This is a genomic window from Limnobacter sp., assembly GCF_046297615.1.
Taxonomy (GTDB): domain Bacteria; phylum Pseudomonadota; class Gammaproteobacteria; order Burkholderiales; family Burkholderiaceae_B; genus Limnobacter.
Map to the genome: position 1 here is coordinate 177,547 of NZ_JBKBHM010000007.1, position 14,958 is coordinate 192,504.

Annotated in this window: 17 protein-coding genes; 12 read left to right on the plus strand and 5 right to left on the minus strand. The window is 56.3% G+C overall.

The window, feature by feature from the left end:
• Positions 1–11: 11 nt before the first annotated feature.
• A complete protein-coding gene (locus tag ACK4FF_RS14125) occupies positions 12–1,148 on the minus strand; it encodes a TRAP transporter substrate-binding protein (protein WP_409710652.1) in 1,137 nt (378 codons plus the stop codon).
• The gene (locus ACK4FF_RS14130; RefSeq protein ID WP_409710655.1) at positions 1,145–1,822 is read right to left on the minus strand and encodes a lactate utilization protein C; all 678 of its coding nucleotides are present in this window, start codon (positions 1,820–1,822) and stop codon (positions 1,145–1,147) included. The genes ACK4FF_RS14125 and ACK4FF_RS14130 overlap by 4 nt, the downstream gene beginning before the upstream one ends.
• Before the next feature lie 189 nt (positions 1,823–2,011).
• Here ACK4FF_RS14130 and fdxA point away from each other — a divergent pair, with 189 nt between their 5' ends.
• From fdxA to ACK4FF_RS14165, 7 genes are all read left to right on the plus strand, one after another.
• Positions 2,012–2,362 (plus strand): ferredoxin FdxA, encoded by a 351-nt coding sequence (fdxA, locus tag ACK4FF_RS14135; RefSeq protein WP_409710658.1) that lies wholly within the window; start codon positions 2,012–2,014, stop codon positions 2,360–2,362.
• Positions 2,359–3,162, plus strand: coding sequence for a ferredoxin--NADP reductase (locus tag ACK4FF_RS14140; protein WP_409710661.1), 804 nt, complete (start codon positions 2,359–2,361; stop codon positions 3,160–3,162). Before fdxA ends, ACK4FF_RS14140 begins: the two co-directional genes overlap by 4 nt.
• A 135-nt stretch (positions 3,163–3,297) precedes the next feature.
• Positions 3,298–4,533 carry a polyhydroxyalkanoate depolymerase gene (locus ACK4FF_RS14145; RefSeq protein ID WP_409710664.1) on the plus strand — a complete coding sequence of 412 codons (1,236 nt, stop codon included), beginning with the start codon at positions 3,298–3,300 and terminating at the stop codon, positions 4,531–4,533.
• Positions 4,508–5,188, plus strand: coding sequence for an RnfABCDGE type electron transport complex subunit B (locus tag ACK4FF_RS14150; protein WP_409710667.1), 681 nt, complete (start codon positions 4,508–4,510; stop codon positions 5,186–5,188). The genes ACK4FF_RS14145 and ACK4FF_RS14150 overlap by 26 nt, the downstream gene beginning before the upstream one ends.
• Positions 5,185–5,817, plus strand: coding sequence for an endonuclease III (gene nth / locus ACK4FF_RS14155; protein ID WP_409710670.1), 633 nt, complete (start codon positions 5,185–5,187; stop codon positions 5,815–5,817). The genes ACK4FF_RS14150 and nth overlap by 4 nt, the downstream gene beginning before the upstream one ends.
• Entirely contained in the window at positions 5,814–6,896 is a 1,083-nt protein-coding gene (locus ACK4FF_RS14160; protein WP_409710673.1) for a hypothetical protein, read from the plus strand. Before nth ends, ACK4FF_RS14160 begins: the two co-directional genes overlap by 4 nt.
• Entirely contained in the window at positions 6,889–7,320 is a 432-nt protein-coding gene (locus tag ACK4FF_RS14165) for a DUF1841 family protein (RefSeq protein WP_409710676.1), read from the plus strand. Before ACK4FF_RS14160 ends, ACK4FF_RS14165 begins: the two co-directional genes overlap by 8 nt.
• Before the next feature lie 70 nt (positions 7,321–7,390).
• Here the strand turns inward: ACK4FF_RS14165 and ACK4FF_RS14170 are convergent, their stop codons facing one another.
• Positions 7,391–7,723 (minus strand): c-type cytochrome, encoded by a 333-nt coding sequence (locus ACK4FF_RS14170; protein ID WP_409710679.1) that lies wholly within the window; start codon positions 7,721–7,723, stop codon positions 7,391–7,393.
• Positions 7,724–7,738: 15 nt separating this feature from the next.
• Positions 7,739–8,089: a c-type cytochrome gene (locus tag ACK4FF_RS14175; protein ID WP_409710682.1), complete on the minus strand. Its 351-nt coding sequence runs from the start codon at positions 8,087–8,089 to the stop codon at positions 7,739–7,741.
• A gap of 217 nt (positions 8,090–8,306) precedes the next feature.
• Here ACK4FF_RS14175 and ACK4FF_RS14180 point away from each other — a divergent pair, with 217 nt between their 5' ends.
• The 4 genes from ACK4FF_RS14180 (at position 8,307) to ACK4FF_RS14195 (ending at position 11,680) form a co-directional block, all read left to right on the plus strand.
• Positions 8,307–9,149 (plus strand): AAA family ATPase, encoded by an 843-nt coding sequence (locus tag ACK4FF_RS14180; protein ID WP_409710685.1) that lies wholly within the window; start codon positions 8,307–8,309, stop codon positions 9,147–9,149.
• Between the two features lie 10 nt (positions 9,150–9,159).
• Complete coding sequence (locus tag ACK4FF_RS14185; protein ID WP_409710688.1) at positions 9,160–10,335, plus strand: vWA domain-containing protein; 1,176 nt, start codon at positions 9,160–9,162, stop codon at positions 10,333–10,335.
• A 117-nt stretch (positions 10,336–10,452) separates the two neighbouring features.
• Positions 10,453–11,073 (plus strand): glycine zipper 2TM domain-containing protein, encoded by a 621-nt coding sequence (locus tag ACK4FF_RS14190; RefSeq protein WP_409710691.1) that lies wholly within the window; start codon positions 10,453–10,455, stop codon positions 11,071–11,073.
• Positions 11,074–11,197: 124 nt separating this feature from the next.
• Positions 11,198–11,680, plus strand: a complete 483-nt coding sequence (locus ACK4FF_RS14195; RefSeq protein ID WP_409710695.1) for a hypothetical protein — start codon at positions 11,198–11,200, stop codon at positions 11,678–11,680.
• 22 nt (positions 11,681–11,702) lie between these two features.
• Here ACK4FF_RS14195 and htpG read toward each other — a convergent pair whose 3' ends face one another.
• On the minus strand, positions 11,703–13,601 hold the full coding sequence (gene htpG / locus ACK4FF_RS14200; protein WP_409710697.1) for a molecular chaperone HtpG: 1,899 nt from the start codon (positions 13,599–13,601) through the stop codon (positions 11,703–11,705).
• 233 nt (positions 13,602–13,834) lie between these two features.
• Here htpG and ACK4FF_RS14205 point away from each other — a divergent pair, with 233 nt between their 5' ends.
• Positions 13,835–14,953 (plus strand): HD-GYP domain-containing protein, encoded by a 1,119-nt coding sequence (locus ACK4FF_RS14205; protein WP_409710700.1) that lies wholly within the window; start codon positions 13,835–13,837, stop codon positions 14,951–14,953.
• Positions 14,954–14,958 lie beyond the last annotated feature (5 nt).

The window sequence follows — 14,958 nt, forward strand, 5'->3', positions numbered from 1 at the left end:
GCAGGCTGCGCTCAGGCGGAACCAAACCAGAAATCATAGGCCAGTTTGGACGATGGCGTCACATCGTTGTCGAAACCCACCACGCGCCGGGCGAAGAGCATTTGAGAATCGATGATGCGTTTGAAGATGCGGCTGTTGCCCGATTCACGCTCAATGATTTTCTTCCAGGCGTTCAACTGAGCCTTCAAAATTTCATCCGGCGTAAAGTAGTAACGCACCCCCTGCTTTCGGCGCATCTCTTCATAATCGGTGGAGAAGCGGTCTGCTGCTTTCCAGCTCAAATCCGAAGACGAGGCCTGCAGGGCATAGCGAATGATTGAGCGTAGAGGAAACGACAACCCGTCAAAGCGGCTTTTGTTGAAAATGACTTCAAACACTTCGCAACTTTGGTGAAAACTTCGAATCATGCAGACTGACCGGGTGGACGGAAAACCCAAAGCACGGTCAGAACTTGGGTTATTGAACTCAGCCGCGTCGATCAACCCTTTGTCCAGCCACGGCACAATATCGGCCGGCTGCAAGGCAGTGGTGTCCATGCCCAATTCGCGGAACACCTCGGCGGCCAAGCCCACAGCCCGGAAACGAACTTTCTCAAGGTCTTTAAGTCCGTTCACTCGGCCTTTGAACCAACCGAATGGCTGCGCAGTCAATGGGCCGTACAGGAAGCCTTGCAGGTTCAGCCCCATTTCCTTCTGAACCAGCTCGTCGTAAAGCTGCTGGCCGCCGCCGTATTGGTACCAGGCCAGTACTTGATTGGAGTCCATCCCAAAACTTGGTCCGCTGCCGAACAAGGAGAAAGCCGGGTGCCGGTCGTGCCAATAGGTGGGCACACCATGACCACCATCGAGCAAGCCTTTGTGAACTGCATTCTGAATACCGAAGGTTTTAACGATGCTGTTGGCGGGGTACACATCGATGCGCAATTCTCCGCCCGACATGTCATTGACCTTCTTGGCGAAGTCCTGCGCAAACTCGTTGAAAATGTCCTTGGTGGGCCAGGAACTCTGAAACTTGAACACCTGCGGGCGCACCGCACGAACCAAAGCGGGCGATTGCGCTTGAACCGATGGCCCAGCCAATGCCGCGGCCCCTGCAGCCAATGCGGTACCAACGAACTGGCGTCGGTTTTTCTGATCGCCCGATTTCATAGCCCCTCAATCACGATGAGGTGAACCCGAAACGGACCGTGCGCGCCCAGCACAATCGTTTGCTCAATGTCCGCAGTGCGCGAAGGGCCAGAAACACAATTCAAGGCCCTGGGCATTTCAACCCCTTCTCGTCGCATACGCGCAAACACATCCTCCAAAGTTTGCTCCACTTGAGAAGCCTTCACCAAGGCCACATGGTTCTGAGGCAACAGATGGGCGCTGGTGGGCGTTTCGGACGAGCTGCACAACACCAGTGTGCCTGTCTCAGCCACCGCATACGCAGTGCTGGTGATCGACGTCAAATCAGTGTCCAAAGGCTTGCCGAACCGGACCGACAAACCAGTGCCGGCCCAGTCCAAGGCTTTCAGCTCAGGCCACACTGCAATGCCAGCGCCGGCAAGGCCGTGGGATTGAATCCATGCCTGACAGGCCGCAAGGGCTTGCGCTTCAGAGGAGACTCGGTCCAAGGTGCACAGCATGTCCAGGGAACGCTGACAAAACTGATCCAGCACCTGATCAGTTCGAGGTGGCCTGGGGCCCCCTACCCTGGCCGACACCCATTGCCTGGCTTTGGCAAGTTCCAAAGGCTTGTCCGCAGGCTTGCGGCCTTGCATGGTGCGAATCCGGTTCAGGATTTCCTGCCGGGCTGTTTGGGAATTGAAGTCGTCGCTCATCGCGCGGAATGTCTCATTCATCATTTCAAGCGATTATAGGCAAACAAGGCCACGCTGAATGCCTAGGGCTTGCCCCCATGCGTACTCAGCCTTTGCATGGCTTTGAGCATGGCAACTGAAGGCCCACTCTGCACGTATACCCCGCAGATGCAGTACAATACGCGGTCAACTTTTTACCGTAACGCAGCCATGACCCACGTCGTCACCGAGTCCTGTATCAAGTGCAAATACACCGATTGCGTGGATGTTTGCCCAGTTGATTGCTTTCACGAAGGCCCCAATTTTCTGGTGATCGACCCGGACGAGTGTATCGATTGCGCCGTTTGCATCCCCGAATGCCCGGTCAACGCCATTTATGCCGAAGAAGACGTGCCTGCGGATCAAGTCCAGTTCATCAAAATCAACGTGGACCTGGCCAAAAACTGGCCAACCATCACTCGCATGAAGGCCCATCTGCCTGACGCGGACGACTGGAAAGACGTCAAGGACAAGCTTCAGTATCTGGATCAGTCCAACGGCGGAGCCGCAACAGCTGCATGACCAGCCCGGACAAAGCCAGTCAGGAAACCATCACCGGTGTCCGCGTCTGGGTTCCGGGCAAGTTGTTCTCGTTCACCTGCACTCGCCCCACGGGCTTTCGGTTCACCGCCGGTCAGTTTGCCCGCCTGGGCGTCAACAACACGCTGGTTATTGCAGGCGAACCAGACGTCATCTGGCGGGCTTACTCCATGGTGTCTGGGCCCTACGATGAACACCTCGAATTTTTCTCCATCGTGGTGCCTGACGGGGCCTTCACCAGCCACCTGTCCAGACTGAAGGTTGGTGACCCGATTTGGGTGGACAAAACCAACTTTGGTTTTCTGACCACCGCCCGTTTTGAATCGGGCAAACACCTTTGGCTACTGGGGTCGGGCACCGGGTTGGCACCATTCCTGTCCATCCTGCTGGACCCAGACACCTGGAACAAATTCGAAACCATCGTGCTTGTGCACAGCGCCCGTACGGTCGAGGAACTGGTGTATCAGGACCAAATTCAACAGTTCACCGGGCATCCATTGATGTCCGAGCTGGTGCCCAACCTTGCCGAGCGCTTCCGCTATATCCCGGTGGTGACTCGGGAAAAAGCCCCAAATTGCCTCAATGAACGAATCACCACCCTGCTGGCCAACGGTGAATTGAGCGAAGTCACTGGCTTGACGTTGGACAAAGCGGACAGCCGCTTCATGATCTGCGGCAACCCGGAAATGGTCACCGACTTGCGCAACACCCTGAAAATAATGGGATTTTCACCAGCCCGCCGAAACACTCCTGGCGAAGTGGCGGTCGAGAACTACTGGTAATCAGAGCCGAGGCTGTTCATTCAGCCAGTGAACTTGTTGCAACGCAACATATTTTCCACCATAATCGCAAGCCTGATGTCAGAAAGACGGTTCACATTGCCGTCACACGTCCACGCCGAGTCCACCGGAGGCTTCATGCTGTATCAACTACACGAATTCCAACGCGCCTTGCTCAACCCCATGACCATCTGGGCCGAAGCGGGCGCAAAAATGTACAGCAACCCGTTCAGCCCACTGGCGCACACACCGTTTTCCCGCCGAATCTCCGCGGGTTTTGAGTTGATGTACCGCTTGGGCAAGGACTACGAAAAGCCGGAATTCGGTATCAAAACCGTGAAATGCGGCAATCGGGAGGTGTCGATTGCTCAGGAAATTGTGGTCACCAAACCATTCTGCAAACTGATCCACTTCCGCAAAATGATTCCTAGCGAGGCCAAGCCCCTGGCCCCGCAACCCAAGATTCTGGTTGTGGCCCCTTTGTCGGGCCACCACGCCACACTGTTGCGCGACACGGTACGCACCCTGCTTCAAGACCATGACGTGTACATCACCGACTGGGTGGATGCGCGCATGGTTCCGCTGTCTGAAGGTGCTTTTCACCTCGATGACTACGTGCATTACTGCATCGAATTCATCCAGTTGCTTGGCCCGGATGTGCACCTGATTTCAGTGTGCCAGCCCACCGTGCCAGTGATGGCAGCAGTGTCGCTGATGGCCAGCAACAACGACCCCAAGCAAGCCCGAACCATGACCATGATGGGCGGCCCCATCGACACCCGCCAAAGCCCAACCTCGGTCAATGACCTGGCCACGCAAAAGCCCTATTCATGGTTTGAGAACAACGTGATTTACGCGGTGCCTCACACCTACCCCGGTTACCTGCGTAAGGTGTACCCCGGCTTTCTGCAACACCTGGGGTTTGTCAGCATGAACCCTGACCGCCATGTGCAAAGCCATTACGACTTTTACATGCACCTGGTTGAAGGCGACGGCGAAAGCGCGGAAAGCCACCGCCAGTTTTACGACGAATACAACGCCGTGCTGGACATGCCCGCCGAATATTACCTGGACACCATCCGCACCGTGTTCCAAGACCACCTGCTGCCCAAGGGCGAATGGAAGGTGCGCGACCAACTGGTCAAGCCCTCTGATGTCAAAACGGTGGCCCTGTTCACCATCGAGGGCGAACTGGATGACATTTCCGGCCCCGGCCAAACCAAAGCAGCCCATGGCCTGTGCACCAGCATTCCCAAGGCCAAGAAGCAGCACTTTGAGGCACCGGAATGCGGGCATTATGGTATCTTCAGCGGTCGCCGTTGGCGCGAGATGATTTACCCCAAGATCCGTGAGTTCATCAGCAACAATTCCTGAAAATCCCATCGACACCCTCAGCCGCACACTGGATGACTGCCTGCCTCAAACCCAGTGCACCCAGTGTGGCTACGAGGGCTGCTTGCCCTATGCAAAGGCCATGGCCCAAGGCCAGGCGGACCTGAACCGCTGCCCCCCCGGGGGCGATGCGACGATTGCAAAGCTTTCGGCTGTTTTGGGTTTGCCCGTCAAACCCGTGGACCCCAGTTGTGGCGCCACCATTGAGCGCCACATCGCCTCAATTAACCCTGAGCATTGCATCGGCTGCACGCTGTGCATCAAGGCCTGCCCGGTTGATGCAATCATCGGCAGCAACAAGCACCGTCATGCCGTCATTGCTTCGCTGTGCACTGGCTGCGAATTGTGCATCCCGCCCTGCCCTGTGGACTGCATCGACATGGTGTTCATACCCCAGCACAGCGAATGGACGACTGAACAGGCCTTTGAGGCCCGCGAGCGCATGCATGGCAGGAACAAGCGCCTTGTTCGTCAAAAACAGGAACAAGACGAGTTTCTCGAGGGCAAGGCCATCCGCAAACTGGATTCCATCGCCCACGATGGCAGCGACCCCGAAGCCGACAAAAAGCGGGCCATTTTGCAGGCTGTGCTGGCCAAGGCGCGGGCCAAAAGACAATCAGGTGGGCAAGCGTCATGAATCCACAAAAACGCCATGAAATTTTCTCGCGCCTGCAGGCCGCGAACCCCGAGCCGAAAACCGAGCTGGAATACAGCACCCCTTTCGAGCTTCTGGCTGCCGTGCTGCTGAGTGCACAGGCCACCGACAAAGGGGTGAACCTGGCCACCCGCAAGCTGTTTCCGGTGGCCAACACCCCCCAAGCCATTGCGGCTTTAGGGGTTGAAGGCGTGGAGCACTACATCAAGACGATTGGCCTGTTCAGGTCCAAGGCCAAGCATCTGGTTGAAACCGCCATCATTCTGCGCGACCAATACAACAGCGAAGTTCCTGCGGACCGCGAAGCACTGGAACAATTGCCCGGTGTTGGCCGAAAAACAGCCAATGTGGTGTTGAACACAGCTTTTGGCCAGCCCACCATGGCCGTGGATACGCATATTTTCAGGGTGTCCAACCGAACCGGGATCGCCCCGGGCAAGACCGTGCTTGAAGTGGAAAAAAAACTGCTCAAACACGTGCCCAAGGAATTCATGCTCAATGCGCACCACTGGTTAATCCTTCATGGCCGCTATGTGTGCAAGGCCCGCAGCCCGGATTGTGCCCACTGTAGTATTGTGGATCTTTGTGATTTCAAACCCAAAAACCTATGACTTTCGCAGTCAGTGTCAGCGCCGTTGAACTGGCCAACGTGGACTCCGCGCTCACGGTGGTGGAACAGGCCATCGAACAGGCCGGGTTGCGCCGCCACTCCGACCTGGTCAGCCGAGTCTGGGTGTTCTGCACCCCCCATTTTGCGTCATGCATGGACAGCCTGGCTCACCAGGTTGCCGTGAAAACCCGTTGCATGAATGTCTGGGGAGGGTGTGTCAGCGGGCTACTCAGCGATCAAGGTATTCTGGCCCACCAACCCGCCTTGCTGGTGGCCATTTTTGGCGCGGAGTTTGAACCCACGGACGACAGCCCAGCCCGGCTTGCGCTAAGTCTGGCTGAAAACGAACAAAGCTGGCCCTACACCTGGGACGCCATCCAACGTGAATCGGCGTCGGCGCAACACGCCAATGTGGGCTTGGGATTGTTGTCGTACGGGGCCAACTACGCCACCATGCCGCGCGTTGAACATGCTCGGCCGCAGGCAGACCTGCCCGTCAATCATGAATTGGCTTGCCAACGGCTGCTGACCCTGAATTCAGAAGGACTGGAGTTTTTGGGCGATGCACAAAGGGTGAATGAGTGCAACGGCCTGTTCCTCATTCAGGCAGGCAACAAACCTGCGGCTGCCGCCCTGAACTGCCCTGACCAACAAACCAAGCCGGTGGGTTTGCGCCTGCAAGTCATCCATGAACAAGGGGAAAGCTGGATTCCCGTGATGGAGCTGCATGCCGATGGCACACTGGGTTTGGCTGCGCCAGTGATGAAAGGCCAACTGGTGCGCCTGGCACGTCGCAGCGATGACGGGGCCACGCAGGACATGCAGGCTTTGGCCACCCAGCTTGAACAGCACTTTGGCGACAAACCACCAAGCCTGGGCATCATCGTGGCGGGCTTTGAGCGGTCATCGCTGTGCCACGATGATCAGCAAGACATTCAGTCGATCATGGCCCTGTACCCGAATACGCAGTGGATCGGACTGTTTGGGCAGGCCTCCGGCGTATTCAGCGCCAAGCACTGGATAGCACCACCCAGAAACAACCGCCTCTGCATTTCCCTATTTGACGCACCCCATGTTTAACCCGACCCGAGACCAAGCCCGGCTGTTCTTTCTGAACACCTGGAAAAAATACCACCAAGAGCAACCGCTCAGCGAGGCAGAAAGCCTGGCGTTGCAGTGGATGACCCGGCACCCTGAATACTTCCCCACCTTTGATGCGGAACTGGAAGAAGTGCTCGCCCGCGATTACTCGGTTGAAACCGGGGAGGGCAACCCGTTTCTGCACCTGTCCATGCACCTGGCGGTGGCTGAACAGGTAAGCATTGATCAACCACCGGGAATTCGCAGCTCATTTTCCAAGCTGTGCGAAAGGTTGGGCGATGAACACCAGGCCGCCCATCAGGTCTTTGAATGCCTGGCCGAACAAATCTATCAGCAACAACGCAACGGCGTGCCCTTCAGCAGCGAACGGTACATCAACTGCATTCTGGACCACTGCATGTAAGCAGGTTCGACCCAACAAAAAGCCACCTTGAAGGTGGCTTTTTGTTGGGCAATGCTGAACCAGCGGACGATCAGCGCTTCAAGTACAAATCACCCTTCATGGATGCAAAGTACGCCGACAGGTTCTGAATGTCAGCCTTGCTCAGGCCGGCAGCCATACCCGCCATGATGGCGTTGCTGCGTGCACCGCTTTGATAGTCACGCAGAACATGCGCCAGGTAGTCCTTGTGCTGGCCAGCCAGCTTGGGGTACGACGCGTCCACAGGTTTGTTCCAGTCACCATTGGTGGCGTGGCAAGCTGCACATTGGGCTTCGGCTTTGGCCTTGCCTGCAGCAATGTCGGCGGCCTGTGCGGAGAAAGTGGCTGCAAAAAGGCCTGCAGCCAGGGCGAGAGTCTTGATCATGCTCACATCCTTGAATTATTTGGCTTGGGCGTAGTAAGCAGCTAGGTCGGCGATGTCCTGATCGGACAATTGCTCAGCAATACCGCGCATGGTGGGGTGCTTGCGCTCCCCTTTTTTGTACGCCTGCAAGGCCGCTTCAATGTATTTGGCGTTCTGGCCACCGATATACGGCACGGTGTACACAGTCGGGAAACTGGCTTTGTAGCCGGGAATGCCATGGCAACCAATGCACATGGAATTCTTGGACAGGGCCGCTTTGGCATCGCCTTCCGCAGCCTGCACCCCACCTGACACCAGCGCGGCACCAGCCAGGCCTGAGGCCAAGGCCACGCGCAGGGCAGAACGAATCAAACCGTGTCGCTTCATCACTCTCTCTCTATCAGACTTGTTGTTGTAGATGACCCTCGTGTTTGAACTGCCAGCCGGGGTCAATATCCGTTCAATTGTACTTTTGATCAAGGGCATCGTCCAACTGTCAAGGTGCAAACACCCACTTTCGATGAAATATTCCACGACCAACTGTTCTAAGTTCACCACAAACCCACGTACACTGGCGGACAACGAATTACAGGGAATTGCAATCATGCGTTTTGAAGGTAGTCAATCTTACGTCGCCACCGATGACCTCAAACTGGCTGTAAACGCCGCCATCACGCTGCAACGGCCGCTGCTCATCAAAGGCGAACCCGGTACGGGTAAAACCCTGCTGGCTGAAGAAGTGGCCGCAGCCTTGGGCCTGGACCTGCTGCAGTGGCACATCAAGTCCACCACCAAAGCCCAGCAAGGCTTGTATGAATATGACGCGGTCAGCCGCCTGCGGGACTCCCAATTGGGGGACGAACGGGTCAAGGACATTCGCAACTACATTGTGAAGGGTGTGCTGTGGCAAGCGTTTGATGCCGACAAGCCTGTGGTTCTGTTGATCGATGAAATTGACAAAGCCGACATTGAATTCCCCAACGACTTGTTGCGTGAATTGGACCGCATGGAGTTTTACTGCTACGAGACCCGTGAAATGGTCCGTGCCAAGCACCGCCCCATCGTGATCATCACCTCCAACAATGAAAAAGAGTTGCCCGATGCATTCCTGCGCCGCTGCTTCTTCCATTACATCCAGTTCCCCGACAAAGCCACCATGCAGTCCATTGTGGACGTTCACTTCAAGAACCTGAAAAAGGAACTGCTGGACGCGGCCATGAACAGCTTTTTTGGCATCCGTGCCCTGCCCGGCTTGAAAAAGAAGCCCACCACCTCGGAATTGATTGACTGGTTGCGCCTGCTGCTGGCCGAAGACATTCCCGCTGAAGCCCTGCAAGCCAAAGATGGCAAAGACGCCATTCCACCCTTGCATGGTGCTTTGCTGAAAAACGAGCAGGACATCGAATTGTTCGAACGCCTGGTGTTCATGGCCAAACAGGGCCGTTGAGGGCGCCGCCGTGCTGCTGGATTTTTTCTTTCAGTTGAAAGAGGCCAAGATTCCCGTGAGCGTGCGGGAGTACCTGAGCCTGCTCGAAGGCATGAAGGCTCAATTCATGAGCCCCAGCCTGGACAATTTCTATCATTTGTCCCGGCTGACGCTGGTGAAAGATGAGCGTTACTTCGACCGTTTTGACCAAGTCTTTGGAAACTATTTCAAAGGCCTGGAAAAAAACATGGACCTGTTTGCGCAGTTGCCCAAGGATTGGCTTGAAAAACGCTTCGATCGCGAGTTCACCGCCGAAGAAAAGGCAGCCATTGAAGCCATGGGCGGGCTGGACAAGCTCATGGAACGTCTGAAGGAGCTGCTTCAGGAACAAAAGGAGCGCCACGAAGGCGGCAGCAAATGGATAGGCTCGGGGGGCACCTCGCCCTTTGGCAACAATGGCTACAACCCCGAAGGCGTGAGGATTGGGCAAGAACAAAGCCGCAACCGAAAGGCGGTGAAGGTTTGGGATCAACGGCTGTATCAGGACTACGACGATCAGCTTGAAATCGGCACCCGAAACATCAAAGTGGCCCTGCGCCGGCTCCGCCGGTTTGCCCGTGAGGGTGCTGAGGATGAGCTGGACCTGGACAACACGATCGAGTCCACCGCCCGGAATGCTGGCTGGCTTGACCTGAAAATGCGCCCGGAGCGGCACAACTCCGTCAAAGTGTTGATGCTGATGGATGTTGGTGGGTCGATGGACGACCACATTCGCCGCACCGAGGAGCTGTTTTCAGCCGCCCGAAGCGAGTTCAAGCACCTTGAGTTTTACTACTTTCACAACTGCGTGTACGACTTCCTCTGGAAGAAAAACCACCGCCGGCACAGCGAGCGCACCAAAACCTGGGACATTCTGCGCACCTACAACAGCGACTACAGGCTGATTTTTGTGGGTGACGCCACCATGAGCCCGTACGAAATTTTGCAGCCTGGCGGCTCGGTGGAATACAACAACAAGGAAGCGGGGGCAGTTTGGCTGCGCCGTTTTCTGGACCGCTTTCCACGCGCTGCCTGGCTGAACCCGGAACCGGAAGGCTTGTGGCAATACAGGCACAGCATTGAAATCATTCAAAACATTCTTGAAAACAAGATGTATCCTTTGACGGTGAAGGGGCTGGAACAGGCCATGCGATACCTCAGCAAGTAGTCTGTTGTACCTGTGGGCCACTGAGTAGTATTCTTTTTATCTGTAGTCATCCTGTAAACCGGAGTGCGTGATGGTGCGTTGATGACCTCACGAATCCTGACAATCTAGGAGAAATTGATGGAAACGCAACGCACCCACCCTCTGATCATTACTGCCGCAGTTGCGATTATTCTCACCTGCGCGGTCGGCTTGGCCTCTATGACAGGCCTATGGCCGTCCAGCAAGGCCGACAGTGACGTGCCGGAAGCCGCGTTGACTGAACAGTCCCAAGGGGACACAGCCAACAAGGGCGACAGCTCGCCCAGCAAACCCGCGCACCACAACAAGTCGGCCAGCAAACCAGCTACCCTGGCTTCTGCCAGCCCGAACAAACAGGTTGAGCCCCCAGTGGCCGCCAAAGCCGCCACTTGCCAAAACTGTGGCCGTGTGTCCGACGTTCGCCCCATCCGCATTCAGGGTGAAGGCTCCGGGCTGGGCGCTGTAGCCGGCGGTGTAGCCGGTGCCGTGTTGGGTAAACAGTTGGGTAACGGAGGTGGCCAAAAAGCCATGACAGTGGCTGGCGCCATTGGCGGTGCCATGCTGGGCAACAAGATCGAGAAAGACCAACGAAGTGCCACTGTGTACGACGTTGAGGTGACCTTCGAAGACGGCACTTCCGGCACTTACCGCCAGAACAGCAACAGCTGGCAGATTGGTGACCGTGTGAAAGTGGTCAACGGCCAGTTGACTGCCGACTAAAGCAAGTTCCCCTGTGCCCCAGAAGCCACCCCATGGGGTGGCTTTTTACATTCAGGGCCGACATTGGGGAACCAGCCAAGGGTCAGACATTACTTAAGGAACGAACCTGAATCGGAGACCTGCCATGAGCGCTAGACTCGACCAGATCGGCCTGATCAAAATGTGGGCTGCCTGGGTCAACCATCGAAAAAACCCCTACATCAACAACGAAGGCCGCCGTGTGGCCAAGCCTGCCAGCGAGGAAGCTGTCACTGTGATGTCCAAACTGCCCAATGCCTGGGTGGAATGCAGAATGTCTCAGAATGACCTGCTCGAGATGACCTGCGTGCATCGAATTCTCACGCTGGATGAAGACACGGAGTCCGAAGGCTTTGAAGAAGAAATTGAACAGTTCAACTCACTGATGGACTCAGTTCGCATTCCAGCCATGCTGTGGTTTGACGGTGAAACCCAGGCCTTGCAACTGCGCTGGCAAGATTGCGTGATGCCCAACGCCAGCTTCCTGATTATCGAACAGGTGTTTGATCAATCCCTGACCATCGCCAACGCAGTGCACACGCGTTTTGCGCGTTTTCACGCCATGGCTTCAGGTTGGGCAGTGCACTGAGGGCACCGCCCAAAATACCTCGTCAGCCTTTGCTGCCCAGTAGCAACTCGTTCATTCTGCGCACAAAGCTGGCGGGGTCTTCCAGAGTGCCACCTTCAGCCAAAATGGCTTGGTCCAGCAGCAGTTGTGCCCAAGCATCAAACTGGGTTTGCTCTACCTTCAAACGCTGTACAAAGGGGTGGGTCGGGTTCAACTCCAAAATGGGTTTTGAATCGGGTGCTTGCTGACCAGCCTGGCGCAACATGCGCTTCAAGTGCTCACTCATCCCGGTTTCATCAGCCACCACGCAGGCTGGGCTATCGGTCAAACGAAGGGTCACCCGCGCTTCCTTAATGCGGTCGGCCAACAGGGTTTGAATCCGGCCCAATACGTCCTTGTATTCCTCATCCACGCGGGCCTTGGTTTCCTTGTCCTGCTCGTCTTCCAGTTGGCCCAGGTCCAAGCCACCTTTGGCGCAGCTTTGCAGCTCCTTGCCATCGAACTCATTCAGGTAGGACAACATCCATTCGTCCACCCGGTCAGTCAACAGCAACACCTCCACCCCTTTCTTGCGGAACACTTCAAGGTGCGGGCTGTGGCGTGCCGCTGTGTACGAATCGGCAGTGACGTAATAAATTTTGCTCTGCCCGTCTTTCATGCGGGCAACATAGTCTGCCAATGACACGGATTGCTCAGCCGAGTCCGCATGGGTTGAGGCAAATCGAAGCAGCTTGGCAATCCGCTCTTTGTTGCTGGGGTCATCACCCAAGCCTTCTTTGAGCACCTGTCCAAACTCATTCCAGAAGCTGGCGTATTTCTCTGGCTGATTGGCCGCAAGGTCTTCCAGCAAGCCCAGCACCTTTTTGACCGACCCGTCCCGAATCGCTCGCACGTCGCGGCTTTCCTGCAGAATCTCCCGCGACACGTTCAATGGCAAATCCGCCGAGTCGATCACCCCCTTCACAAAACGCAAATAGGGGGGCAGCAATTGCTCTGCGTCGTCCATGATGAACACGCGCTTCACATACAGCTTGATGCCTTTTTGCTGGTTGCGGTCCCACAAATCAAACGGGGCTTTGGCAGGCACGTACAACAGTGAGGTGTACTCCGAGCGGCCCCCTTCAACGCGGTTGTGTGTGTAAGCCAGGGGGTCGGCGTAATCGAAGCTGATGGTTTTGTAGAATTCGTTGTACTGCTCTGGGGTGATGTCCGACTTGGCGCGGGCCCACAGCGCATTGGCCTTGTTCACCGCCTCCCAATCCGAACCCGCTTTCATCTGGCCGGCTTCCTCGTCCCATTCTTCTTTGATCATCTGAATGGGCAGGCTGATGTGGTCGGAATAGCGGGTCAAGATACTGCGCAATTTCCAGCTAGACAGCAACTCGTCTTCATCGGCCTTCAGGTGGAGAATGATTTGTGTGCCCCGGCTTTCCTTCTCAATGCCTTCAACACTGAATTCGCCATCGCCTTTGGATTCCCATTCAATGGCCTCGTTGGCGGGCAAGCCGGCCTTGCGCGAGCGCACGGTCACCTTGTCGGCCACGATGAACGCCGAATAAAAGCCCACACCGAATTGCCCGATCAGGGCCGCGTCTTTTTGCTGGTCGCCACTGAGCTTGCTGAAAAACTCTTTGGTGCCCGATTTGGCTATCGTACCGAGGTGGTCAATCGCATCCTGACGGCTCAAGCCAATGCCGTTGTCCTCGATCGTGATGGTGCGCGCTTCCTTGTCGAACGAGACTCGGATTTTCAGTTCAGGGTCTTCCGCCAGCAATGCAGCGTTGTTGATGGACTCGAATCGCAGTTTGTCGCACGCATCGGACGCGTTGGAGACCAACTCGCGCAGGAAAATTTCTTTGTTGGAGTACAGCGAGTGAATCATCAGATTCAACAGTTGCTTGACTTCGGTCTGAAAACCCAAGGTTTCCTTCATCGATCCCATGTGTGGCTCCCTCAAAAGTGTTTGTGACGAATTGTTGGGCAATTGGGGGCAATCCTTTGAATTTCAAGCCCCGGGTGAACAAGGGACGGAACGGGGTAGCTCCACCCGGCTGAATTAGCGCGTCACTGCGATTGTGCACGGCAGCACCAAACGTCAAAGTGGTCAAGCGTACACAGCTCACGAGACCGTCACCCCCCCCTCCACGCCGTGAATACTGCACCACGGAGACACCCATGCGCATGCAACGACTACGCGAGAGTCACCTGCACCTTGAACGGCCTCTGCCGTGGAATGTGTATGACGAAGACGGCAAGCTGCTGCTGTGCAAGGGGTATGTCATTTCCAATCGCGGCCAGCTTGAAAGCCTGCTGGAACGCGGCATGTTTGTGGACAGCGAGGCGCTCAAAGCCACCAACCCGCCCGAGTGCAACACCCACCTGAATCCCTTTGAACTCTGGCATGCCATGGAAATGCACCTCACGGTTTGCCTGGCCCGCCCGAATCGTGACGGCCAGTTCGAGACCGATGTGCGCAACGTGTCTCGGGAAGTGGTGCATTTGGTGGACTTAAGCCCCGACTTCGCATTGGCCACCTTGATCTGGATGGACCAGCGCAAATACCCGGTTGTGCACAGCCTGCATTGCGCCATTCTTGTCCACCTGGTGGGCCGCCGCATGGGTTGGCCCCAAGAAACCATGGAAAGCTTGAGGTGCGCCGCACTGACCATGAATATTGCACTGCTGGGCCTGCAACTGGTGCTGTGCAATCAGTCCGCGCCGTTAAGCCCTGCGCAACGCCAAACCATTGATGGCCACCCAGCCAAAAGCCGAGCCATGCTGGAGGAATTGGGCATCAAGGACCCCCTGTGGCTGGACATTGTGTTGGATCACCATGAGTACCTGGACGGCAAAGGTTATCCCAACAAAATTCAGACCCCAAGGCCTGAAGCCCTGCTGCTGCGAACAACGGACATCTTCGCAGCCAAGGTCAGTGCCCGGGCCTACCGTCGCCCGATGACCGCGCATCAAGCGGCCAAATCCCTGTTTCTGGATGAAGGGAAGGACCCGCGCAACCCCTTCCCGCAGGCCCTGATCAAGGAGGTGGGCATTTACCCGCCAGGCTGCTATGTGAAACTGGCCAACGGGGAAACTGCGCTGGTGGTGAAACGGGGCACTCAGGCCGCGTCGCCTTTGGTGCTGAGTATTGTGAACCCGATCGGCATTCCTCTGGTTCAACCCATTGCCCGCGACACATCCACACCCGGCTTTGAAATTCAAACCGCCCTGCCCCGAGACAACGTGATTGTTCAGCTCAGGCCCGAGGCGGTGTGGAAAACCACGGCCCGAGCCTGAGCCAA

Excerpts from the sequence above, each read along its gene's own strand:
- ACK4FF_RS14140 (WP_409710661.1), top strand. The coding sequence starts at position 2,359 with ATGACCAGCCCGGACAAAGCCAGTCAGGAAACCATCACCGGTGTCCGC.
- fdxA (WP_409710658.1), top strand. The coding sequence starts at position 2,012 with ATGACCCACGTCGTCACCGAGTCCTGTATCAAGTGCAAATACACCGAT.
- ACK4FF_RS14180 (WP_409710685.1), top strand. The coding sequence starts at position 8,307 with ATGCGTTTTGAAGGTAGTCAATCTTACGTCGCCACCGATGACCTCAAA.
- ACK4FF_RS14130 (WP_409710655.1), bottom strand. The coding sequence starts at position 1,822 with ATGAGCGACGACTTCAATTCCCAAACAGCCCGGCAGGAAATCCTGAAC.
- ACK4FF_RS14145 (WP_409710664.1), top strand. The coding sequence starts at position 3,298 with ATGCTGTATCAACTACACGAATTCCAACGCGCCTTGCTCAACCCCATG.
- ACK4FF_RS14195 (WP_409710695.1), top strand. The coding sequence starts at position 11,198 with ATGAGCGCTAGACTCGACCAGATCGGCCTGATCAAAATGTGGGCTGCC.
- ACK4FF_RS14190 (WP_409710691.1), top strand. The coding sequence starts at position 10,453 with ATGGAAACGCAACGCACCCACCCTCTGATCATTACTGCCGCAGTTGCG.
- ACK4FF_RS14170 (WP_409710679.1), bottom strand. The coding sequence starts at position 7,723 with ATGATCAAGACTCTCGCCCTGGCTGCAGGCCTTTTTGCAGCCACTTTC.
- ACK4FF_RS14205 (WP_409710700.1), top strand. The coding sequence starts at position 13,835 with ATGCGCATGCAACGACTACGCGAGAGTCACCTGCACCTTGAACGGCCT.
- htpG (WP_409710697.1), bottom strand. The coding sequence starts at position 13,601 with ATGGGATCGATGAAGGAAACCTTGGGTTTTCAGACCGAAGTCAAGCAA.
- ACK4FF_RS14175 (WP_409710682.1), bottom strand. The coding sequence starts at position 8,089 with ATGAAGCGACACGGTTTGATTCGTTCTGCCCTGCGCGTGGCCTTGGCC.
- ACK4FF_RS14125 (WP_409710652.1), bottom strand. The coding sequence starts at position 1,148 with ATGAAATCGGGCGATCAGAAAAACCGACGCCAGTTCGTTGGTACCGCA.
- ACK4FF_RS14165 (WP_409710676.1), top strand. The coding sequence starts at position 6,889 with ATGTTTAACCCGACCCGAGACCAAGCCCGGCTGTTCTTTCTGAACACC.
- nth (WP_409710670.1), top strand. The coding sequence starts at position 5,185 with ATGAATCCACAAAAACGCCATGAAATTTTCTCGCGCCTGCAGGCCGCG.
- ACK4FF_RS14160 (WP_409710673.1), top strand. The coding sequence starts at position 5,814 with ATGACTTTCGCAGTCAGTGTCAGCGCCGTTGAACTGGCCAACGTGGAC.